This window comes from Rhodococcus sp. WB9, from assembly GCF_007558985.1.
In the GTDB taxonomy this organism is placed as follows: Bacteria; Actinomycetota; Actinomycetes; order Mycobacteriales; family Mycobacteriaceae; genus Rhodococcus_F; species Rhodococcus_F opacus.
On sequence record NZ_CP041769.1, the window covers coordinates 7,513,344 to 7,536,709 of the forward strand.

The 23,366-nt window shown below is 65.0% G+C and carries 17 protein-coding genes and 1 pseudogene; 7 read left to right on the forward strand and 11 right to left on the reverse strand.

Annotated features, from left to right (window positions below; translation table 11 throughout):
• Positions 1-344: 344 nt before the first annotated feature.
• Together FND50_RS35110 and FND50_RS35115 are read left to right on the forward strand one after the other, a co-directional pair.
• Entirely contained in the window at positions 345-1,799 is a 1,455-nt protein-coding gene (locus FND50_RS35110; RefSeq protein ID WP_144288817.1) for an NAD(P)/FAD-dependent oxidoreductase, read from the forward strand.
• A 42-nt stretch (positions 1,800-1,841) separates the two neighbouring features.
• On the forward strand, positions 1,842-2,717 hold the full coding sequence (locus tag FND50_RS35115; RefSeq protein ID WP_144288818.1) for an NAD(P)-dependent oxidoreductase: 876 nt from the start codon (positions 1,842-1,844) through the stop codon (positions 2,715-2,717).
• Positions 2,718-2,795: 78 nt separating this feature from the next.
• Here FND50_RS35115 and FND50_RS35120 read toward each other — a convergent pair whose 3' ends face one another.
• The 3 genes from FND50_RS35120 to FND50_RS35130 form a co-directional block, all read right to left on the reverse strand.
• Positions 2,796-3,839: a dihydrodipicolinate reductase gene (locus tag FND50_RS35120; RefSeq protein ID WP_144288819.1), complete on the reverse strand. Its 1,044-nt coding sequence runs from the start codon at positions 3,837-3,839 to the stop codon at positions 2,796-2,798.
• A 112-nt stretch (positions 3,840-3,951) separates the two neighbouring features.
• Positions 3,952-4,815: a phytanoyl-CoA dioxygenase family protein gene (locus FND50_RS35125; RefSeq protein WP_260850840.1), complete on the reverse strand. Its 864-nt coding sequence runs from the start codon at positions 4,813-4,815 to the stop codon at positions 3,952-3,954.
• Positions 4,816-4,886: 71 nt separating this feature from the next.
• Positions 4,887-6,530, reverse strand: a complete 1,644-nt coding sequence (locus tag FND50_RS35130; RefSeq protein ID WP_144288820.1) for a fatty acid--CoA ligase — start codon at positions 6,528-6,530, stop codon at positions 4,887-4,889.
• Between the two features lie 442 nt (positions 6,531-6,972).
• On the opposite strand from FND50_RS35130, the gene FND50_RS35135 reads away from it, so the two are divergent.
• Complete coding sequence (locus FND50_RS35135; RefSeq protein ID WP_260850841.1) at positions 6,973-8,541, forward strand: APC family permease; 1,569 nt, start codon at positions 6,973-6,975, stop codon at positions 8,539-8,541.
• Between the two features lie 144 nt (positions 8,542-8,685).
• On the opposite strand, the gene FND50_RS35140 is transcribed toward FND50_RS35135, so the two are convergent.
• Together FND50_RS35140 and FND50_RS35145 are read right to left on the reverse strand one after the other, a co-directional pair.
• A complete protein-coding gene (locus tag FND50_RS35140; RefSeq protein ID WP_144288821.1) occupies positions 8,686-9,294 on the reverse strand; it encodes a TetR/AcrR family transcriptional regulator in 609 nt (202 codons plus the stop codon).
• Between the two features lie 135 nt (positions 9,295-9,429).
• A pseudogene (locus FND50_RS35145) lies at positions 9,430-10,836 on the reverse strand (protein kinase); the annotation flags it as partial.
• 784 nt (positions 10,837-11,620) lie between these two features.
• On the opposite strand from FND50_RS35145, the gene FND50_RS35150 reads away from it, so the two are divergent.
• Positions 11,621-13,147, forward strand: a complete 1,527-nt coding sequence (locus FND50_RS35150) for a permease (protein ID WP_144288822.1) — start codon at positions 11,621-11,623, stop codon at positions 13,145-13,147.
• A gap of 56 nt (positions 13,148-13,203) precedes the next feature.
• Complete coding sequence (locus FND50_RS35155) at positions 13,204-13,839, forward strand: cysteine hydrolase family protein (protein ID WP_144288823.1); 636 nt, start codon at positions 13,204-13,206, stop codon at positions 13,837-13,839.
• A 46-nt stretch (positions 13,840-13,885) separates the two neighbouring features.
• On the opposite strand, the gene lpdA is transcribed toward FND50_RS35155, so the two are convergent.
• From lpdA to pdhA, 4 genes are all read right to left on the reverse strand, one after another.
• On the reverse strand, positions 13,886-15,262 hold the full coding sequence (gene lpdA / locus FND50_RS35160) for a dihydrolipoyl dehydrogenase (protein ID WP_144288824.1): 1,377 nt from the start codon (positions 15,260-15,262) through the stop codon (positions 13,886-13,888).
• Between the two features lie 62 nt (positions 15,263-15,324).
• A complete protein-coding gene (locus FND50_RS35165) occupies positions 15,325-16,602 on the reverse strand; it encodes a dihydrolipoamide acetyltransferase family protein (RefSeq protein ID WP_144288825.1) in 1,278 nt (425 codons plus the stop codon).
• A gap of 15 nt (positions 16,603-16,617) precedes the next feature.
• Positions 16,618-17,619, reverse strand: coding sequence for an alpha-ketoacid dehydrogenase subunit beta (locus FND50_RS35170; protein WP_144288826.1), 1,002 nt, complete (start codon positions 17,617-17,619; stop codon positions 16,618-16,620).
• On the reverse strand, positions 17,616-18,701 hold the full coding sequence (gene pdhA, locus FND50_RS35175) for a pyruvate dehydrogenase (acetyl-transferring) E1 component subunit alpha (protein ID WP_144288827.1): 1,086 nt from the start codon (positions 18,699-18,701) through the stop codon (positions 17,616-17,618). Before pdhA ends, FND50_RS35170 begins: the two co-directional genes overlap by 4 nt.
• A 169-nt stretch (positions 18,702-18,870) precedes the next feature.
• Between pdhA and FND50_RS35180 the strand changes: the two genes are divergently transcribed.
• A complete protein-coding gene (locus tag FND50_RS35180) occupies positions 18,871-19,344 on the forward strand; it encodes an Lrp/AsnC family transcriptional regulator (protein ID WP_144288828.1) in 474 nt (157 codons plus the stop codon).
• Between the two features lie 39 nt (positions 19,345-19,383).
• On the opposite strand, the gene FND50_RS35185 is transcribed toward FND50_RS35180, so the two are convergent.
• Together FND50_RS35185 and FND50_RS35190 are read right to left on the reverse strand one after the other, a co-directional pair.
• The gene (locus FND50_RS35185; protein ID WP_144288829.1) at positions 19,384-20,739 is read right to left on the reverse strand and encodes an MFS transporter; all 1,356 of its coding nucleotides are present in this window, start codon (positions 20,737-20,739) and stop codon (positions 19,384-19,386) included.
• 153 nt (positions 20,740-20,892) lie between these two features.
• Complete coding sequence (locus tag FND50_RS35190) at positions 20,893-21,510, reverse strand: TetR/AcrR family transcriptional regulator (protein ID WP_144288830.1); 618 nt, start codon at positions 21,508-21,510, stop codon at positions 20,893-20,895.
• Between the two features lie 91 nt (positions 21,511-21,601).
• Between FND50_RS35190 and FND50_RS35195 the strand changes: the two genes are divergently transcribed.
• Positions 21,602-23,359: a CocE/NonD family hydrolase gene (locus FND50_RS35195; RefSeq protein ID WP_144288831.1), complete on the forward strand. Its 1,758-nt coding sequence runs from the start codon at positions 21,602-21,604 to the stop codon at positions 23,357-23,359.
• The last annotated feature ends 7 nt before the right edge of the window (positions 23,360-23,366 follow it).

Sequence of the window (23,366 nt, forward strand, 5' to 3'; positions counted from 1 at the left end):
TCAGTAGTGTGGCCGGTATCACCGATCGCGTCAAGAGCCGATTCGCCGGGCCACGACTCGCTCACCGGTCCGGACACGCTCGCTTGCACTCAGATACTGCCAGTTCAGACGGACAAATTTTGGATTTCTCGATACCACATTTCGACACGCGCTATTGACGCAAACTACCGCATTGCTGCAAACTGAGCTTTGATCATTTGATCAGGTCAGCAATTTGTTGCATCGGTTCGGATGCGGCCAACACACGGCAGGCACACACCCCGTGGCATCCGGGTTCACCGAGGCACCGACAACAACCCAACTGGTATCAGTAGCAGCCGGCCCGTTCGGCAGGGAGTGACTTCATGGAGCCAACAAACTCGCACGTCGACGTCGTAATCGTGGGAGCGGGACTTTCCGGCATCGCCGCCGCGGTCGAACTGCGCACCACCCATCCCGAGCGGACATTCGTCATGCTCGAGAAGCGCGACAACCTCGGTGGCACCTGGGACCTGTTCCGGTACCCGGGCATCCGGTCCGACAGCGACATGTTCACCCTCGGCTACAGCTTCAAGCCGTGGCGGGACGAGAAGACGATCGCGGCCGGGGAAACCATCCTCGCATACCTCGACGAGGCGGTCGAGGAGCATCATCTGCGTCCCTTCATTCGCGTCGATCATCGTGTGCTGCGCGCAGATTGGTCGAGCGAATCCAGCACCTGGACGGTGCAGGTCGAGTCGCCCGCAGGCTGCGAAACGATCACGTGCTCATTCCTGTACATGGCCTCGGGCTACTACGACAACGAGAACGGCTACCGACCACGATTCCCGGGCGAGGAGAACTTCGAGGGCCCGATCGTCCACCCTCAAGAATGGCCGGAGGATCTCGACTACGCCGACAAGAAAGTGGCAGTCATCGGTTCCGGTGCCACGGCCATCACGCTGATCCCGGCGATGGCCGGCACCGCCACCAAGGTCACCATGGTGCAGCGTTCGCCGTCGTACGTCGCGATCGACAGCGACGTCGACGAGACCGCCATCAAGTTGCGGGCGGAAATCGGCGACGAGGCCGCGTTCGACGTGGTCCGCCTGCGCAACTTGGAACAGCAACAGATCAACTATCAGTTCGCACGCAACCATCCCGACGAGTTCAAGAAGCCGCTGTTCGACGCAATCGACGCGATAGTCGGGTCCGAGTTCCGCGAGAAGCACTTCACCCCGTCCTACCAACCGTGGGATCAGCGCCTGTGCCTGGTCCCCAACGGCGACCTCTTCGAAGCGATCAAGGCCGGCCAGGCCGACGTGGTAACCGGATCCATCGCCGAGTTCACCGAGCACGGCATCCGAATGGAGTCCGGCGACATGGTGGAGGCCGACATCATCGTCACCGCCACCGGACTGAACCTCTGCACCCTCGGCAAGGTTGCGTTCACCGTCGACGGAAACCCGGTCGACTTCAGCACTACCTACACCTACAAGGGTGTCGCATTCAGCGGCGTCCCAAACCTGGTGCAGGCGCACGGCTACCTGAACTCGTCGTGGACGCTGCGACTCGAACTGGTCAACCAATTCTGGAGTTCGCTGCTCACCACGATGGACAAGCTGGGCGCCAAAGCGGTTACCCCGGTGTTGCGTGCCGGCGACGAGAATATGCCGCGCGATCCGTGGATGACCGGAGTGACCTCGGGATACTTCTTGCGGTACCTCGATCACATGCCGTCGCAGGGTGATCGGCTCCCGTGGCTGAACCCGCAGGTACACCAGTTCACGAAGGAGATCCTCAGCGCCGATCCCGACGACGGGGTGCTTCAGTTCACATAGTGGTTTCGTCTGTTCTGTTCGGTCGACAAGAGGAGTGTGCGCATGGATGTGACGAATCAACTCGATGTGACCGTGATCGGTTGCGGAAACATGGGGTCCGCGATAGCCCGGGTTACGCTCGCGAAGCAGTATTCGGTCGCAGTATGGAATCGCAGCCCGGAGCGCGCCATGCGACTGGTCGATGCAGGCGCCACCGTCCTCACCGAAGTCAGGTCGGCGTTCGAGAACGCCGACCTGACCATCGTCTGCGTCAGTACGACAGACGACGTCCGCGCCCTGCTCGCGCAGATCGACCCGGCCCGGATCGCCGGCACGATCTTGAACCTGACGAGCGGATTGCCGGACGAGGCAAACGAACTCGCGGCGTGGGCGGCCGAACACGGCGTGCCGTATCTGGACGGCGCAATCCTCTGCTTCCCCGAGCAGATCGGCAGCGCCGAGGCCCGTATCCTGATCGCCGGCCCCGAGCAACTCTGGACGACGCACAGCGACATCGTTCGGGGGCTGGCCGGAGGGGCACTGCATGTCGGCACCGTCCACGGCGCAGCCAACGTCATGGACGCCGGCCTGGTCGGCGCCTTCTACATGTCCAGCATGGTGGCGTTCATCGAGGCGACCCGGTACATGGGCAACGCCGGTGTCAGCACCGACGCGCTCCGGTCCCTACTGCCACACACCCTCGATCAGTTCTCCGAGGAGATCCACGACATCCTGAACCGATTGGACACCGGCACTTTCACCACCGAGCGGGCCACACTCACCGTCTACCAGGAGGCCGGTCGAACCTTCCTCGACACGATGGCACCGCATGGCCCGTCCACCATGATCCGGGCAACCACAGGTGTGTTCGACCGGGCAGTCGCCGCCGGCCTCGCGAACGAGGACCTCGCCGCGGTCGTCAAGCTCTCAGCCGAATAGCGAGGATGCCGTGCAGTTCCGATCGGGAACTGCACGGCATCCGCAGTGGTATCGAGTCGTTCGAACTCGGGGCAGGTACTACGCCACAGTCGTGGACTCGATTCGATGGGCACCTTTCGATGCAACCGCCGCAACCGGAAGATCGGCCATGGTGCGCAGGCCCGGCATCGTATCGACGATCGCCGTGATCGCGTTCGACGCGACCGCGACAGTCGACTGCAGGCTGTCCAGCCCACGCGGCGCGATGAACTCGAGAGTCTGCTCCTCACCCTCGATCAGCCACCGGTCGCCGGGGACGACCGGATCGCCGTCTTCGAAGAAGCCGAAATGGACCGCAAGCTCGATGACGGGTTCACCGTCCCGAATCCCCCGGGCCGCATGACGGACCGCTGCAATCGTTCCCGGCGCCACAATGAAATTGTCACCGATTCGCTCACTGGCGGTGAGAAATACCGGCGCCGGACTGTCGACCTCGATCGTGTCCAGCACCCACCCCAGTCCCGATGCCAATGCCGCGATGCTCTCGGCGAATCCGACGTGACCGATGACCCGCCCCTCGTCCTGGGCCTGCACGAACTCCACCTCGGTCAGTCCGATACCGAACTTTCCGAGGATGTGGCCGTAATGCACCATCTGAGTGGCCCGCTCGATCTGCACGCTCTCGACGCGCTGAGTCAAACTGCTGAGCAGCAACGGCAGAGTGTCCATCAACATGCCCGGATTACATCCGGTGCCGACCACGCTGCGGCCGTGTGCACGTGCTACCTCGTCGACCCGCGCCGAGAACTCGGGATGAGCGTGCGCCGGGTACCCCAATTCCTCACATATCGACACGACGTTGTAACCATGCGAAAGCAAGTCCGTGACCAGCGGCTCGATCGGCTCGACGAACGACGTGGTCGCGACGAACGCCACATCCGCCCTCGGCAATGCGTCGATGGAGCCGACCACGACGCCCTTGGAGCTACTCACGCCGAGCAACTCGCCGACATCGCGGCCATGCAGGGCAGGCTGGATGTCCAGCGCGCCCACCACGGCGCAGTCCTCACGTCGGCACAGCGTCCGACCAACGTCGACGCCAACGCTGCCGAGCCCGACGAGGACAACCGATGTAATGCGCATTCTTTCTCCTGAATCTATACGAGCCCAGCTAGTCTCACGCGCGCGTCGCCGAACCCGGCAGGTGTTCGCCATGGCGGCCTGGGTAGACCTCTAACACGTAAAGATGATCCGCCTACTCGGCATCGGCGCGTTCCTTCAGCAAGAAGATCGGGTCGGCCATCATGCCCTCGTGGCCCACGAATCCGGTACCGGGTGGGCAGGTCGAGTAGCCCAGCAGTTTCTGAATATCCTCGTCGAACGTCCTGGCAATCTCCGGCGGGTACGTAAGGAATGCGTTCTCCTCCTGACGCAGAAATCCGAGATCCAAGCCCATGGTGAATCCGATCCGGTTGCTGTCGGAGTTGTTGGTGCCGCCGCCATGATAGGTACCGCCCACCCAGATCAACGCCGACCCCGCCACCATCTCCGTCGGCAGGGCCTCGTTGATCTTCGGTGCCCGGGTGTCGTCCCACCTGTGACTGCCCGGAACCACCATTGTTCCTCCGTTTTCCGCGGTGAAATCGGTGATGGCGACCATCAACTGGACGCGGGCCTGGTTGTAGCCCTCGTGGTGGCGCCATTGCCACACACTGTCATCCCGATGCAGCGGCTGCGCGCCCTCGCCGGGGTGGATATCGATGATCGAGGTGACCCCGATCTGGTAGTTCGGCACCATCTCGACCTGATCTTCACCCAGCAGGATCGGCCGGGTGCGCTCCAGGTAGTGCGCCGCTACGCCGTTGTAGATCGGGTGACGTGCGGCCGTAGCGGCATACGTGGCGTGCTTGAAAACGCCATACAGGCGCTTGGTCCGTTGTCCGGAGAAGTCGTCCTGGCCCCAGGCCGTTGTCTCCAGCGCGGCATCGGTCTCCGCTCGGGCTCCCTTCAGTGTCTCGCCGTCGAAGTAGTCGCGGATGATGACGCCGCCGTCACGTTCGATGTGGGCGATCACGTCTTCCAGGGGGGCGATTGCTTCCAGGGTGGTCAAACCTGCCACGATGGCTCCTTCAAAGATGTGCGGACGGAATTGTTCTTTCAATGGACTCGATAGAAATTTCGGCCACTCGCCTATTCGGAACTGAGGACCTCGAGGTGGCCGTCGACGAACTGCTGCCGAAGCAGCTTCTTGTCGAACTTGCCCACACTGGTCTTCGGCACTTCGTCGATGTAGACCCAGCTGTCGGGCAATTGCCATTTGGGTAGATTTTCGCTCAGATGGTCGCGGAGTACCTTCGGATCGGGCTCCGCTCCCTCCTCGAGGACGACCACCGCACACGGTCTTTCGTCCCACTTCCGATCCGGGATACCGACCACGGCGGCCTCTGCGACATGCGGATGTGCCATCAGGTCGTTTTCCAGCTCCACGGACGAGATCCATTCCCCGCCGGACTTGATGACGTCTTTGGCGCGATCCACCAGAGTCAGATACCCGTCCGGCGACACCCGACCGACGTCGCCGGTCCGCAGCCAATCACCGTCGAAACTCCCGGCGTACCGCTCCCGCTCGACGTCATCGCGCGCGTAGTACGCCGCCGTGACCCACGGACCCCGCACCTGAAGCTCACCCAGTGAAACATCGTCGTTGGCGACAACGTCACCGGCATCGTTCTTCAGCCGGTAGTCGACGAGCGGCGCGAACTGGCCCTGCGTCGCGCGATACGCCCACGGATCGTCACCGGAGTGACCCGCGGGCAGTGCCGCGGTGGCAGAGACCGCCGATGTCTCGGTCATGCCCCACCCCTGGATCATCTCGACACCGAGCCGGTCCTCGTAGGTTTGCAGCAACGACAACGGTGCCGCCGATCCGCCGACGAACACCCGCTGCAGGTGTGTGAGGTCCTGCGGCTTACGCGCGAGGGTCTGCAGTGTGCCGGTAAAGATCGCCGGCACGGCCGCGGCCACGGTCGGGCGTTCGGCCGCCAGCATCGCCAGCAGCGGCTCGGGTTGCAAGAAGCGATCGGGCATGAGTAGCTCCGCGCCGGAGAGCATCGACGCATACGGCAAGCTCCAGGCGTTGACGTGGAACATGGGCACGATGACCAGGCAGGTGTCCCGGGCGCTCAATCCCATCCCCATGGACGTGGTGACGTGCAGCGCGTGCAGGTAGAGCGAACGATGCGAGTAGACAACACCCTTCGGATCTCCGGTGGTCCCGGAGGTGTAACACATGGCGGCAGCCGATTGCTCGTCGACATCCGGCCAGCAGTAGGTCTCCGATCGGTCTGCGAGCAGCTCCTCGTAATCATGCACCGCGACGTGCGCGGGCGCCTGGAAACTTTCCGCGGGAGCACCCACGACGACGACGTGCCGCACCGTCGTCATCATCGGCAACGCCTGCCCGAACGCCGACAGCAGCGAAGCATCGACGATCACGACCTGATCTTCGGCATGGTTTGCCACGAAGCCCACTTGACTGGGCGAGAGCCGGATGTTCAGCGGATGCACCACCGCACCCATCGCAGGCACCGCCGCATACACTTCGAGGTGCTCGCTGTTGTTCCACATGAAAGTGGCCACCCGATCCGACCGCCTGACGCCGAGGCCCTGTAACGCGTTCGCCAACTGCGCCATTCGGGGAGCCAGCTCGCCGAAGGTTCGGCGCCGACAGCCGCCGCCGGTCCAGGTCGACACTACTGCTGCGCTGTGCGCGGTGGTGGCATAGCGCAGCAAGCGTGCGAGCGATAGCGGTTCGTCATTCATTGTGCTGCGCATAATCGCCCTTCAGAATTCGGTGCACCGCGGGTGCTCCGACGCAGTCGAGAAACAGGATTCGATCGGGCACCGCGTCGGCGCGACCGGAACAGCGATGCCGCGCAGGCCCGGCGCCGCATCGGCGACCGCCGTGATCCGAGTACTGATCATCTGCCCAAGTCTTATGATCAGACGTTAAACTGCTCACAGCGTTTTTGTCAATGATCAGCCGACATTGCCCGTTCCGCCCACCGGCGCCGCTCGTCGCCGCGTTGCCGTTCACCCCGGAAGTCGGCTTCACCGCCTGCCCAGCAGGCAGATCGCACAGCTCACGAAGGTCGCGAAGGCTCGACCCCTCTGCCCTCATCGCACCCGACCAGCCCGTGCGGCGAGTAATTTCGACTGTGGCATTGACCACAGCCGGACATGCTGCAATCATCTGGAGATCTTCCGACCGAATCACTTGAACAGTCTTTACATCGGTCGTCGAGGATTCGCTGCACCGACCCGGAGGCCGCTCGCAGGACCTCCCTCGATCGACGCGACGCCTGTCGCGAAACCTTTTAGGAGTAAGCGCATGGTCGATACTGCATCGCCCCATGGCAATGAGCACCCACATCAGTCGGGGGTCGAAGATCTCGACACCGGCCGCCTTGGGCGGGTACCACTGGTTTCGTTGTCCCTTGCCTCGTTCATTCCAGCTGTCGGCATGGCGCTCGTACCGCTTCTGATGTTCGAGACCGCCGGCACAGCGGCATGGCCGTCCGCCCTACTGGGTGCGCTTGCGGTGATCTTCGTCGGGCTGTCCGTGATCACCTTTGCTCGCCGATTTGTCAGCACCGGCTCGCTGTACAGCTATGTTGCCGAGGTCTTCGGACCGTGGGCGCGATATCTCACCGCAGCAGCACTCTTCGTCGGGTTCGTCCTACAGGTGGGTGGAATCGGCGGAATCGTCGGCATCTTTACCGGTAGCTTCCTCATCTCGCGGGGCTTCGAGAACGCCCTCGATTTCGGCCCGCAATCAGCGATCATTCTCGGCGCGATCGTGATCGCGGCTATCGTCGCTATTCGCGGACTGGACACGTCGGTGCGGGTCGCGGTCGGCCTCGCCGCGCTGTCGATTCCCCTCGTCCTCATCATCACCATCGCGAGCGCAGTACATACGGGACTCGACCTGTCCCAGCAGTTCGACTTCGACGGCATCAGCGTCAGCGGGATTCTGCAGGGTGTGGCCGCCGGCACCACGTTCCTCGTCGGATTCGAAAGCTGCACCGCATTGGCTGCCGAAACCCGGGATGCTCGACGCAATATTCCACTCGCGGTGATGTCCGTGCCCGTGGTGCTGGGTCTCCTGTACTTGCTCTGCACCATCTTGCAAGTGCCCGGGCTCATCGCCGCTTCGTCCGATCTCGAGGCCGGAATGTCGGCGCCGGCAGCGTTGGCGCTCAATGCCGGGCTCGGATCCGCGGTCGCGACGGCAACCGACCTAGTGCTCGCCGTGGCGTGTTTCGCCGCGCTCATCGGGTTCGTCAACTACGGCGCCCGCTTCATCATGACGCTGGGAATCGACAACCTGCTGCCAGAACGAATCACCTCGGTGAACACCAAATTCCGAAGCCCCCATGTGGCGATCATCGTCCTGTCTGTACTCGGGTTCGCCGACATCGCCGCTGTCATGGCCGTCACGGGAACCGTGACCGAGGCGTACTACGCCGGTGCACCACTGATCGTGTACGCGTGGGTCGCCCCGTACATCCTCATCACCGTCGGCGCCATCATTCTGATGCTCCGCGCCAAGACGAAACATCCCCTCATCCTCGTGTGCTCCGCACTCGGCGGCATCACCATGGCCTGGGTCTACCTCAACGGGGTGATCAACCCTCCGGCACCACCGAGCGATGCCATGTCATGGGTGATCGTCGTTGTGATCGCACTCGTGCTGGCGGTCTTCGTGATGTCCGGCCGACGGCGACGCCCCACCACTCCTCCCACCCCCGCTCCCATCCGTGGCGAGGAGGAAATCGCCCTCTGACGCGCTGACCGTCCGAGCCAGGCCCTCGCGATCCGCGATCCACAATCGGAACGGCAGACGGGAATTGCTCATCCCTCGCAATAGTGACGGATGAGCGATTCCCGACGCGGTCACGCGACACGATGACGTCCTCTTGCCGTGTCGCTAACCGGCTGGCGTCGCTTGCGGGAGCCGGTGCGCGTCGGCGAGTCGTTCCAGGGATTCGGCGATGACATCGATTGTCGTGTCACGTATGACCGGGTCCTTGTAGGTCAGCCATTGCGGAATCAGACCATCTGCCATCGAGGCAATCGTTCGAGCCAGAACCTCGACCAAGTTGACGTCGTCGTCGGGCCTCAAACCCTGACGCAGCAAGCCTTCGAGCATGTCGAGATAAAGTTGATACACCCGCTTCGCCAAGTCACTGTCCTGCCTGAGGACCCAGAAGAACAATTCCAACTGCGCCTGCGCGTAGGTGTCTTCCTTCGCGAGCCATGCTTGGATCTGACGCAGAAGTCCCGCCGCTGCTCGGCCGAGTCCTGAGCCTTCGCGTACGTGAAAACCTTCTCGCACCTGCGCCGAAGCCATATCCTCGTAGATGGCGAGAAACAACTCCTCCTTCGTATGGAAGCAGTAGTGCAAGCTCGCAAGCGGTGCTTGCGCACGTTCCGCGATGCGGCGAGTGGTCGCCCCATGTACACCGCGTTCGGCAATAACCTGCACCGCCGCGGTGATGAAGTCTTCTCGGCGTTGCCCGGCCGGCAGACGTGCCATCTTCGCTCCTCGCTTCTCCAACAGATCCGGTAGCAATCAGCCTACCGGATACTGGATCGATTGACTTGGTCGCTCCGTCAACGCGCAGGCATGCGAGATGAAGTCCAGAAAGTGCACCACTGCGTGTCCTGCAGGCTCAGACAACGAACAGCTGGGCTCCCGACTGGTTACCAGGATTTGCACGCGATCCGCCCGGCGAACAATGTCGGCCGCGACGCTTCCGCTCGCCTCGATCAAGTGCTCGCAGTTGTCCAAGACGATGAGTGCATGTCTTCCACCGAGGAATTCGAACAGGTAGTGACTACCGTCCGCAGTCATTCCGTCTCGGATGCCGAGCGCCTCGGGAATTGCGCTGACGACAAGTTCTGGAGTGGAGATCGCGGCGAGATCCACAAACCAGACGCCGTCGGTGTAGGTTCTGCGCACTTCCGAGGCGACGCGGCATGCCAGCCGGGTTTTCCCTACCCCACCAAATCCGGTGAGGGTCACGATCCGGGAATCCGACAGACGCGCCTTGACGGCGGCTACTTCATTGCGGCGTCCGACGAAACTTGTCACTTCGCGAAAGAAGTCGTGTGCATGGGAGACGAGTTGGTGAGGCGGCGGCACCCTCACGTTCTCCTGTGGCTGCACGGCTCCCGCTTCGGCGTGCAGTGCCATCTCGTCGACGGGAAACCCATGGAGATGTTGGGATGCTCGGAGTTGCTGACCAAGTTCCGTAGCGGAGGGGCGGTCCTCCGGGGTGCCGGTCATGGCACGTTCGATGATCGTGCTGACGTCCTCGGGAATGCCGTGCTTGCGTGGGTCCGGACCAGGCTCGGCGGCGATCCTCAGGAATTGGGCTACCACCTGCTCCCCGCTGCGGCGTTCGAAGGCGGCGTGACCGGTCATCGCAGCGAACAGCGTGGCACCGAGGCCGTACACGTCGGCGGCAGCACTCGGGGGTTGGCCGGTCACCACTTCGGGGGCAGTGAACGCCGGCGACCCCGTCACGACGCCGGCGGTGGTTTCGAATCCGCCGGCGATACGGGCTATGCCGAAATCTGACAGCGCTGGCTCGCCGTAGTCGGTGAGCAGGATGTTCTCGGGCTTGACGTCGCGGTGAAGGATCCCGAGTCGGTGGGCAGTCTCGAGGGCGCCGGCCATTTTGACGCCGAGTCGCAGGGCTTCATCCAGTGGGAGTGGGCCGTGGCGGCGGATTCGCGCGTCGAGGGAGTCCTGGGCGTGGTACGGCATGACGATGTATGGCCGACCGTTGTCGGTGACGCCGACGTGGAGGACATTGACGACATTGGGGTGTCCGGTCAGCCGGCCCGCCGCGCGCTGCTCGCGGACGAATCGTTCCCGGTTCTGCTCGTCGAGGTCTGCGGTGAGGACCTTGATTGCCACGGTGCGGTCGAGCGCCGCCTGGGTGCAGCAGTAGACGACGCCGAAACCGCCGCGGCCGAGCTCGTGTGCGTCCTCGAATCCGGCGGCTGCCAGATCGGCCGTGACCGAACCCGACGCGTCGCGTCGCGTGGCGAAGGGATCGTTGTCCGTCATCGACTGGATCGATTCTTCCGGTCCGAGCCACTGTCGAAGAAGTGCACCACCGCTGGCCTCTCGAGGAGATACCCAAGGCTATCGCCGACGACCCCCATCCGATGCCCGACCTACGACCCACGGAGGCAGAGTTTTCTGGTTGCGCCCCTGGACGATGATGTTACACAACCAAACACCCGCCCAATCGTTCCCGGCGCCGTGCGCTCTCGGGCGCGTCCGGCGGGATCGCCCGGGTGACGGATGATCTTCGCAGGTCAGACTGCCGCGGGCAGCGTCGTCACGCGAGCGAAACTTTTCCTGCCCGAAGCGAGTAGCCCCGCACGTCGGCGGGTACCCCGCATCCACGCTGCCCCGGGATCGACGGCCCCGAGTGGCAGCCAGGTCCCCTGACCGGTCCCCCTCGGCCGGGAGACCGTCCGCCGCTCGTGTCCGGGGACGCCCCCCCTCTTCCTCGGACACGAGCGGCTCGTCGTGCGCCTGCACGTGCGGTTAGTCGCGAGGTCTCCGGCGCCGTTCTCGGCCCGCGAAGCCGCAGAATACTGTAATCGTTCACACGACCCGCCGAAGCCGAAACGCGGTTGTCATTTTCTGCGCACCTTGCACATCGAATCGTCTCTCGCATAGTCACTTTGACGTTGACGACACATCAAAGGAAGGCGAGGATCATGCGACAACCGGGCTGCGGTGCCCCGCGTCGTGACCCGACAACGGTCATGACTCGGCCGTCCTCACCCGCACACTTCCGAGGTACTCGCCGCAAGTAGTTCGATACAAGGAGTCGCACGTGGGCGCTGCGCAGATCGTGTTCTTAGTCGGCCTTGCTTCTCTGATCGTGGCCATGGCACTACGCAAGAACGTCATGATCCCCGCGGTACTCGCGACATTTGCCACGGCACTTGCGTACAGCGGCAGCGTCCCGAATGCCATCATGTCGGTGTTCCGGGCCACCATCACTTCCGGCACCGCGCTGTTCGAGATCTTCATCGTCATCGCGGCGGTGACCTCGATGCTCGCGGCGATGCGGGCGATCGGTTCCGATGAGGTGATGGTTCGCCCCGTCAGTCGGTGGATGGTCAATGGTCGAGTCGCGTACATCGTGCTGTTCGTCTTCACCTATTTTCTCTCGCTGTTCTTCTGGCCGACCCCGGCACTGGCCCTGATCGGTGCGGTCCTGCTTCCTGCCGCGATCAAGGTGGGTCTGCCACCGCTCGGAGCTGCGGTGGTTCTCGCGATCTCCGGCCAGGGGATGTCGATCGCCTCCGACTACGTGATCGGTCTTGCGCCGTCGATTTCCGCGAGCGGCGCGGGCGTTCCCGCCGACGACATCGCCGATCGTGCCCTGGTGATCTCATTGATCGTCGGTATCACTGCGGCGGTGCTCGCCTACTTCCTGACCGTCCGCCGCAGGATGCGTACGGACGCGGTTCCGGGCACCGACCCGATCGGTGGAACCGGGCATCCCTCCGGCGGTGTCGGTGGCACACCCGCCGGCCCGGCTGCCGGTTTCGCGCCGAGCCCGGATGTCGCGGTCTCACCCACCGCCACGGACGTGCTCGACGAGGAACTGCCCGGGTTCGAGGACGACGGAACGAGAATCACCGATCGCCCGACTCTGACCCGTGCGTGGGCGATCGGCGTGCCTGCCGCGTTCGTCGCCGTCCTGGTTTACATGTTGGTCGGTCGTTTCACCGATCTCGTCCCCTGGGAGGACGGCGCGGGCGCGTCTCTGGTGGGAGGCACGGCAATCATCCTGATGGCCCTCGTGACCGTCACCTCACGACGCTCCGATGCGCTCGAATTCTGCGCCACCCACTTCATCGATGGTCTGTCGTACGCATTCAAGGCGATGGGCATCATCCTTCCCGTCGCAGGTTTCGTGTACATCGGAATTCCCGACTATTCGGGCGCCATTCTCGGACTCGACGACGACACCACCGGTCCGGCCTTCCTCTTCGACACCGTCGAACGGGTGCAGCCGTACATCCCCGACAACGGCGTCTTCGTCGCGCTCAGCATGCTCTTCATCGGTATGGCGGTCGGTCTCGACGGTTCGGGGTGGGCGGGCTTACCCCTCACCGGCGGATTGGCTGCCGCGCTGGCACCGCAGTCCGGAATGGACACCGCGACCTTGGCTGCCATCGCCCAGAACGGCGCCACATGGACGGGCGGGGGAACTCTCGTGATCTGGTCGTCGCTGGTGGTGGTCGCCGGATTCTGCCGGATACCGGTTGCCGAACTGGTCCGCCATCTCGTCGTCCCGGTGATGGCCGGACTGCTGCTGGCTACCGGAGCCGCCGTCGTCATCTGGTAGCGGCTCAACGCCGAACAAGATTTCCGCACAACCCTGACAGGGAAGGACACCACGAAATGAGCTCGGTCCCGTTCCGCTACGACCCCGCCCGGTGCGCGCTGATCGTCATCGACATGCAGAACGATTTCTGCTCCCCCGACGGGTCGCTGGCACAGAAGGGCTTCGACGTGACCGCCCCGGTGGCGATGGCACCGCGCCTGGATCACCTCGTCGCGTCGGCGCGCACGGCCGGGGTCCGGGTGATCTTCGTACGTACCCTGCACGACGAAACCACCGATACACCCCAGTGGCTCGGCCGCATCGGCGAGGGGCCGGACGCGGCACGCACCGGAATTACCTGCCGCACAGGAACACCCGGGGCAGGCTATTACGCCGTCGCTCCGCAGGACGGCGACGTGGTGATCACGAAGAACCGGTTCAGCGCCTTCGTCGGCACCAACCTCGACCTCACCCTGCGTTCCCTCGGCATCGATTCCCTGCTCTTCACCGGGGTCGCCACCGAGGTGTGTGTCGAGTCGAGTCTGCGTAGCGCGCTGTTTCACGAATACTGGGTTTCGCTCGTCGAAGACTGCGCCGCCACCTACAGCCGAACAGCCCACGAAGCTTCGGTGTCCGTCGTCGCACAGAACTTCGGCACCGTGATCAGCGCCGACAAGCTCGAGTCGTTCTGGACCGCACTCCCAGGATTGTGAACGGTTTCAGCCGGCGACGGGTGCGGCAAGCGAGGTCGGCCAGCGATCAGCTGTGACTGTGCAGTGGTGTACCCGCGAGAGCGAGGTGTGCCTCGCCGAGCGCTTCTGCCTGGGTGGGGTGCGCGTGCACGAGGGTGGCGACTTCGTCGGGGTACGCGCCCCAGTTGACGATCAGTTGCGCCTCGCCGATGAGTTCGCCCACGCGCTCGCCGACCATGTGGATTCCGACGACCGGTCCCTCCGTGGCTCCGGCGCGCACCAGTTTGACGCCGCCGCTGGTCCCGAGGATCTGGCTCTTGCCGTTGCCGGCGAGGTCGTAGACGACGGTGGCGACGTCTCCGTGCCGCTCGCGGGCCTGGTCTTCGGTGAGCCCGACCGACGCGACCTCGGGGTTGGAGTACGTCACCCGGGGGATGCCGCTGTCCTCGACCGGTGTCGGGCTCAGGCCGGCGATCGTTTCCGCGACGAAGATGCCCTGCTGGAATCCGCGATGCGCGAGTTGCGGACCGGCGACGATGTCACCGACCGCGTACACGGCCGGCTGCGAGGTGCGCAGGGAGTCGTCGACCGCGACGAAACCGCGGGGGTCGAGTGCGACGCCGTTCTCGGTGAGTCCGATGTCGGCGGTCCGAGGTCCGCGGCCGACCGCGACGAGCAGCAGGTCCGCCTCGATCGTGTCGCCCGACTCCACCGTGACGCTGACCGTGCTCTCGTCCTGGACCGCCTTCGCGAATCGGGTGCCGGTCATGATGGTGATGCCGCGTTTGCGGAGGGCCCGGGTGAGTTGCTTCGAGGACCACTCGTCTTCGGCGGCGACGAGCCGGGGCAGCGCTTCGACGATGGTGACGGCGGCACCCAACGATGCCCAGATGCTGGCGAATTCGACCCCGATGACACCGCCGCCGAGTACGACGACGCGCTTCGGAAGGTCGGGAAACGTCAGTGCCCCGTCGCTCGTGAGGATGCGGCCACCGATCTCGAGTCCGGGCAGGCTCCGGACCTGCGAGCCGGTCGCGAGCACCAGCGACGTGCCGGTGATCGTGCGATCGCCGACGTGGACGGTGCGGCCCCCGTCGTAACGGCCGGTTTCGTGCACCACCTCGATCTTGTGGCCGCGAACCAGCCCCTGCAGGCCGTTGTACAGGCGTTCGACCATCGCGTTCTTGTAGGCGTGGACACCGCCGAGGTCGATCCCGTCGAGCGTCGCACCGATACCGAGGGCTGACGCGTGCGTGACGGTGTCGGCGACCTCGGCGGCGTGCACGAGCGCCTTGGTGGGGATGCACCCTCGGTGCAGGCAGGTGCCGCCGACCTTGTCCTCTTCGATCAGGGTGACGGTCTTACCCAGTTGCGCGGCGCGGAAGGCACATGCGTACCCGCCGGATCCACCGCCGAGAATCAGGACGTCCGGTTGGTCGGACATGGGGAACTCCCTCGATCGGGCACGCCATGGGACGTGCCGGAAAGGTCGAAACGAACAGGACTTCAGCTGAGCGCGATCAACGTCAACGGGTCCGACAGGATCTGACCGATGGCCGCGAGGAATCTCGATCCCTGCTCACCGTCGACCAGTCGATGGTCGAACGACAGGCTCAGTGTGGTGACCGACCGCAACGCGATCTCGCCCTGGTGTTCCCACGGCTGCCTGCGGATCGCCCCGAAGCACAGGATCGCCGCCTCGCCGGGGTTGAGGATGGGCGTACCCGCGTCGACACCGAAGACGCCGACATTGGTGATCGTGATCGTGCCGTCGGCGAGATCGGCGGGTCCGGTCTTGCCCTCCTTCGCCGTGTTCGTCAGATCCGACAGGGCGATCGCGAGGTCGCGCAGACCGAGGGTGTGTGCGTTCTTGATGTTCGGCACCATCAGCCCGCGGGGGGTGGCGGCCGCGATGCCGAGGTTCACGGAGCGTTTGAGGACGATCTCCTGGGAGTCCTCGTCCCAGGACGAATTCAGGGTCGGGTTGGTGCGCAGCGCCACGAGCAATGCCTTGGCCACCAACGTCAGCGGTGTCAGGCGCACGTCGGTGAAGTGCTTCGTTTCGCGTAGCTGTGCCAGCAGGTCGATCGTCGGGGTGACATCTACCGTGACGAACTCGGTGACATGCGGGGCGGTGAATGCGCTTCGGACCATCGCTGCGGCAGTGTGCTTGCGGACGCCCTTGATCGGGATGCGTTCCTCGTCGGCGTCCGGCGGGACCGTCGCCGCCGACGTCGTCACCGGGGTGGCGGTGCGGTGGCGTTCGAGGTCGTCCCTGGTGACTTCACCGTGCACCCCGGTTGCGTCGACCTCGCTGAGGTCGACTCCGTGTTGCTTCGCGGCGAACCGCACCGGCGGAGAGGCCAACGGACGCGACGTGCCCGGCGCCGCGGTGTCGTCGACTCGGGTTCCCGCCGCTGGACGCCGTTGCCGGCGCCGGCTCGAGGAGTCTTCGGCCACGCCGTACCCGACGAGGACCGGGGTCCGCTCTGCCGGGGCCGCAGCAGCGGTCGACTCGGGCGTGTCCGCCGGGTCCTCGCCGGCGACCGCTACATCGATGAAGGGGCTGCCGACGTCGACGGTCGTCCCCTCCTCGGCGTGCAACGCGACCACCGTTCCGGCGTAGGGCGAGGGCAACTCCACCGACGCCTTCGCCGTTTCGACCTCGGCGATGATCTGGTTGAGCGTCACGGTGTCGCCGACCTTCACCACCCAGGTCAGCAGTTCGGCGTCGGTGAGGCCCTCGCCGAGGTCGGGCAGCAGGAATGTCTTGACAGTGGGCATGGCGAACTCCTGGTCCTACGCGGTGAAGGTGCGGTCGACGGCGTCGAGGATGCGGTCGACGTCCGGCAGGAAATGCTCTTCGAGTTTCGCCGGCGGATACGGGACGGTGAAGCCGCCGACGCGGGCCACCGGTGCTTCGAGGTGATAGAAGCAGCGCTCGCTGATGCGGGCCGCGATTTCGGCACCGATCCCGAGGAACACAGGCGCCTCGTGGGTGATCACCAGGCGTCCGGTGCGCCGCACGGACGCGGCGACGGTGTCGACGTCGAGCGGGGAAATGGACCGCAGATCGATCACCTCGATCGACCTACCCTCGCCCGCAGCGACTTTCGCGGCCTGCAGTGCAGTTGTCACGAGCGGCCCGTACGCGACGACGGTGGCGTCGGTGCCCGGTACGACCACGCGGGCCTTGTGCAGTGGACTCGCCTCGGCCACCGGGTCGATCTGCCCCTTCTCCCAGTACCGGCGCTTGGGTTCGAAGAACAGCACCGGATCGTCCGACGCGATGGCCTGCTGAATCATGGTGTGCGCATCGGCGGCGGTGCTGCAGGTGACGACGCGAAGACCCGCGGTCGCGGCGAAGTACCCCTCCGGCGACTCGGAGTGATGCTCGATCGCACCGATGCCACCGCCGTACGGGACGCGAATGGTGATCGGCATCTTGACGTTGCCGCTCGTGCGGTAGTGCAGTTTGGCTACCTGCGAGACGATCTGGTCGAAGCCGGGGTAGATGAACCCGTCGAACTGGATCTCGCACACCGGTCGGTAACCGCGCATCGCGAGACCAACTGCGGTGCCGATGATCCCGGATTCGGCGAGCGGCGTGTCGATGACGCGGTTGGGACCGAAGTCCTTCTGCAGTCCGTCGGTGATGCGGAAGACACCGCCGAGTTTGCCGATGTCCTCTCCCATGAGCACGACCTTCGGGTCGTTCTCGAGGGCGCGGCGCAGGCCGGCGTTGAGGGCCTTGCCGAGCGGAAGCGTGGTCGGGGCGGCCGCGGAGATGGCTGTGCTCATGCGTCGGTTCCTTCGAAACTGTCGAGGTAGGCGGCGAACTGGCGGCGCTCTTCGTCGACGAGGGGATGGGGTTCGGCGTACACGTTGTCGAACAGGGACATCGGCTCGGGTTCGACGGTCTCGAGGCAGCCGCGGCGCAACGCCGCGGCGGTGTCGTCGGCGCGCTGCTGCACGGCGGCGAGGTAGTCGTCGTCGATCGCGCCCGCCGACTCGAGGAGGGCGCGGATGCGGTCGAGGGGGTCCTTGCGTTTCCATTCCTCGTCGAGCGCAGCGGGGCGGTACCGGGACGGGTCGTCGGACGTGGTGTGCGGGCCCATCCGGTAGGTGACCGCCTCGATCAGGTTGGGCCCGCTGCCTTCCCGTGCCCGTTCGAGCGCGGCCCGGGTCACGGCGATCACGGCGAGGACGTCGTTGCCGTCGACGCGCACGCTGGGAACACCGAAGCCCCGGCCCCGCGCGGCGATACTCACCCGCGATTGCAGGCTGACCGGTTCGGAGATTGCCCACTGGTTGTTCTGGCAGAAGAACACCACGGGGGCGTTGAAGCTCGCGGCGAACCCGAAGGCCTCGGAGATGTCGCCCTGACTGGTGGCGCCGTCGCCGAAGTAGGTGATCGCGGCGCCGTCGGAGCCGTCGAACTGCATGCCCATCGCATACCCGGTGGCGTGCAGTGCCTGCGCGCCGACGATGATCGCGGGGGTCGTCATGTTGTACTCGAACGGGTTCCAGCCCGAGTGCGTCGACCCTCGCCAGAACCTGAGCATGTGGGCGGGATCGACGTCGCGGCAGTACGCGACTCCGTGTTCGCGGTAGCTGGCGAAGACGAAGTCGTCCGGACGGAGGGCGCGCGCCGATCCGACCTGCGCCGCTTCCTGCCCCAGCAGCGGAGCCCACAGTCCCAGTTCGCCCTGACGCTGCAGCGCGGTCGCCTCCGCGTCGATGCGCCGCACCACGACCAGGTCTTCGTACAGCGCGCGCACCGACGTGATGTCGACATCGTCGACGTACCGGGAGTAGTCCGGATGATCGACTCGCGCACCGGTTTCGGTGACCAACTGCACCACATCGTCATTATCGAACACGAAAACCTCCGAAAGTGATGTACCGGGAGAGCTCGCCGCCCGCGAGTGACCGGGTCGGTCAGAATGTTGTATCCACACAATCATCAGGATTCATCATGCGCAAGTGTTGTTAAGCAGATTAAGCAGAATGCGCAAGTATGACGTCTCGAACTCTGGCATACTGCGCTACATGACGAGACTCGATCGGACCGATGCCCGCCTGCTGCTCGCGCTGTGCGATGCCCCTCGCGCCACCGGGGTGCAATTGGCCTCCCTGCTGGGGATGGCACGTAATACCGTGCAAGCAAGGATGTCTCGCTGGGAGGAGCAACGAGTGCTCGCACCCGTCGACCGCTGCGTGTCACCCCGCGATCTGGGGTACCCCCTGCAGGCGTTCGTCACCGCGGTGGTCGACCAGCATCGCCTCGAGGACGTCATCGAGCACCTGCGGGACATCGCCGAGGTCGTGGAGGTCGTCGGCATCTCCGGGGCGGCGGACCTGCACATCGGCGTGGTCGCCGTCGATGCCGACGATCTGTATCGGGTCGCCGGCCTCATCCTCGCCGTGCCCGGGATCGAGCGCACCACGGTGTCCGTGGCGATGCGCGACGCCATCCCCTACCGAACCCGGCCGCTGCTGGAGCGGATCGCCGAGGATCAATGACGAAGGCGCGGCCCACAGTTGGGCCGCGCCTTCGCGAGTTCACCGGCTCGCGGCGACAACACTCCCGCTGATGTCTTCGTCGCTGCGAGTGGGACTTACCCGCGATCTGAGCACGAGAACCAGAACCACTGCGACGAGCATGACCGCCCCGACGACCCACAGGCCTGCGCGTGAGTTCCCGGTGGCGTCGAACAGCCACCCCGTGACGTACGGGGCGCCGAAACCGCTCATGTTGCCCACCGAGTTGACGACGGCGATACCTGCGGCGGCACCCGCGCCGGCCAGGAACGTGCTGGGCAGGTACCAGAACACCGGCAGGGCGCAGAACACACCGACCGCATTGACGGTGACCGCGATCATCGTCGTGAGCGGCGACTGCATGTACAGGGCGACCGGAATGGAGACGGCTCCGATCAGGGTGGGGACGGCGACGTGCCAGATCCGCTCACCGGTCCGGTCGGAGTGCCTGCTCCACAACACCATTGCGACGGCACCGACCGCGAACGGGACCGCAACGATCAACCCGGTGGTGAACAGCGAGAAGTCGGTGTCGAACGACTTCTTGAAACCGGCGACGATGCTGGGCAGGAAGAAGCTGAGCGAGTACAACCCGTAGGTGATCCCGAAGTAGACGAACCCCAGCATCCACACGCGGGAATCGGTCACCGCCCGGCGTACCGACCCGCTGATGTGAGAGCCGGATTCGGCCGCCTCGGATTCGAGTTCACGAGTGAGCCACACCTTTTCGTCCTCGTTCAGCCATGTGGCCTGCGAGGGCCGGTCGGTCAGGTAGAACCAGGTGACCACCGCGAGCACGACGGCCGGGATCCCCTCGATCAGGAACATGACCCGCCACCCGGACAGTCCGAACAACCCGTCCCAGTACTGGATGATGGCGCTCGACAACGGGGCTCCGAGCGCCGACGACACCGGGAGCGCGAGAAGGAACAGGCCCATCAGCCGGACCCGATAGGCGCGGGGAAACCACAGGGTCAGGTAGAGCAGAACGCCCGGGAAGAATCCCGCCTCGGCGATACCCAGCAGCATGCGCAGTGTGTACAGCGAGCCGGCATTGGGCACGAAGGCCATGGCCGCCGCGATGATTCCCCACGTGAGCATGATCCGGGCGATCCACCGGCGCGCCCCGAACCTGTGCAGCGCGAGATTGCTCGGCACCTCGAACAGGAGATATCCGATGAAGAAAAGCCCGGAGGCCAGACCGAACATGGTCTCGGTGAGTCCGAGCTCCTCACTCATGGTCAGCTTCGCCAGCCCGATATTGGTCCGGTCGAGATAGTTGACGAAGTAGGCCAGGCCGAGGAACGGAATGAGCCGCCGGGCGACCTTCCGGACCACCCTCGCCTCGATCTCGGGTTTCTGCAGTACAGACGACATGAATGACTCGGCTTCCTGAAGAGTGGGCGCCCGACCGGGCAACGTGATGCAGACCACTGTATGAGCCGGATCGCGAGGAAACCATGGAGAAATCACCCACACCGCGATGGGATCAGTGGAGACAATCACCGCCTTCGGTAACCAGCGTGTGCCTCACGCCGTCGAGGCGCCCTCGCCGGAGTTGCCGCGTCCGACGAGCCCGTGCAGGAGTGAGTCGACGATGCGCTCGGGTAGCTCCGGGTCGAGAGCTTCGCGGGTGAGCAGGACCTTGAAGTGTATTGGGGCGACCAGCATTTCGATGGCGAGTCGGACATCGGTGGTCTCGGGCAGCTCACCCCGTCCGATCGCGCGCTTCACGATCTCACCGGATCGCGCGAAGCGCGCCTCCCAGTACCGGTTGCGCGCCTCGGTGGCGGCGGGGTCGTCGCCGGAGGCAGCCAATGCCCTGTCGAAGGCCGCGCCGACCGGGCTGGTCAGGTACGTCACGAGTCGACCGGCGTAGGTGATCAGATCGTCACGGAGCGATCCGGTGTCGGGCACCTGGCCCCATTCCTCTGCCTCCTCGAGGAGGGCCTCGATCATCAGGCTCTCCCGCGTGCCCCACCGACGGTAGATCGACGTCTCGTGCACGCCTGCCCGGGACGCGACATCCGCGACCGCCAGCCCCTCCATGCCGTGTTCGTGTAGCGCGTCGAGAGCGGCATCGAGGACTGCGCGGCGGACTCGAGCGGAACGGCCACCGGGGCGACGCTGGGCTCCTTGATCACTCATGACCTCACCTTAACGCAAGACCCTTGCGTTAATGACGTGACTCAACTCATACTGTTAATGCAAGTTTCTGGACTTTAGAAGGTGGGTAGTCATGACAACGCAAGCCAGTGCGGAGATCACCGAACGCAGCGAGACGTCGGACGGGATGCGCATCGACTGGGACGTACCCGTGCCGATGGCGGACGGCACGATCCTGCGGGCCGACGTCTTCCGGCCCGACGACGAGGGCGAATATCCGGTGCTGATGACCCTCGGGCCGTACGGCAAAGGCCTGGCGTTCCAAGAGGGATTCGGGCCGATGTGGCAGCAGCTGATCAGCGCGTATCCGGAGGCAGCGGCCGGGTCTAGCAACCGCTACCAGGTGTGGGAGACCGTCGATCCGGAGAAGTGGGTTCCCGACGGATACATCTGCATTCGGGTCGATTCCCGCGGCGCCGGCCGCTCGCCCGGACTGTTGGACATGCTCAGCGAGCAGGAGGCCCGCGACTACTACGAGGCCATCGAATGGGCCGGCACCCGAGACTGGTCGAACGGCCGGGTGGGACTGCTCGGGATCTCCTATTACGCGGCCAACCAGTGGCTCGTGGCGGCACTGCGTCCGCCGCACCTGACGGCGATCTGCCCGTGGGAGGGCTTCACCGACTTCTACCGAGACCTGAACCGGCACGGTGGCATCCTGACTCGGTTCGGCCAGGCGTGGCAGGAGCACCAGATCTTCACCGTCCAGCACGGGGCCCGGGAGCGGGGCCGACGCAATCCCAACACCGGTGAGTTGGTCGCCGGACCGCCGACGCTGACCGACGACGAACTCGTCGCGAACCGGGTCGACACGATCGGGGAGGGCAAGCGCCGGGAGCTGCTCGACGAATTCGCGCAGGCCCGCACCCCGGACCTGACGCGGATCGAGGTCCCGGTACTGTCGGCGGCGAATTGGGCGCACCGGTTGCACACCCGCGGCAATTTCGACGCCTACGCCCAGGTGTCCTCTTCACAGAAGTGGCTGGAGGTGCACGGTCACGAGCACTACGCGGAGTTCTACACCGACTACGGCGTCGACCTGCAGAAGCGATTCTTCGGCCACTTCCTCAAAGGCGAGGCGACCGGCTGGGGAGACCAGCCCCCGGTTCGACTGAACGTGCGCCACCTCGACGGCTCGTTCGAGGGCCGCGACGAACAGGAATGGCCGCTTGCCCGCACGCAGTGGACGCGGTTCCACCTCGACGCCGCGTCCGGAGCGATGAGCCCGACCGAACCACCGGCCGAGGGCACCGCCGAGTTTGCGGCGCTGGGGCCCGGTGTCGACTTCTGGACCGCGCCGCTGACCGGGCCGTTGGAGATCACCGGACCGGCGTCCGCCCGCGTACGTCTGGCGTCCTCGACCACCGACGCCGACCTGATCGTCACCCTGCGCGTACAGGACCCCGACGGGAACGAGATGTCGCTGGTGGACGCGATCGATCCCCACGGTGTGCTCGGCGTGGGCTGGCTGCGCGCCTCCCACCGCGAACTGGACGAGCAAGCCAGTTCCCCGCACCGCCCGTGGCATCGGCATACGAGCAAGCAGCCACTCACACCCGGCGAGGCCGTCGACCTGGACGTCGAGATCTGGCCTACCTCCGTCGTCGTCCCCACCGGCTACCGGCTCGGCGTCACCCTCGCCGGCCGCGACTTCGACATGCCCGGCGACGGACCGTGGCCGGTGATCTACGGCATCGAGATGCGCGGCAACGGATTGACCCCGCACGACGATCCGGACGACCGGCCCGCCGGCATCTTCGACGGCACCACCACAGTGCACACCGGCCCGGACGCCGGAACCTCCCTGCTCCTTCCCGTGATCCCGAAGTAAAGGCTCG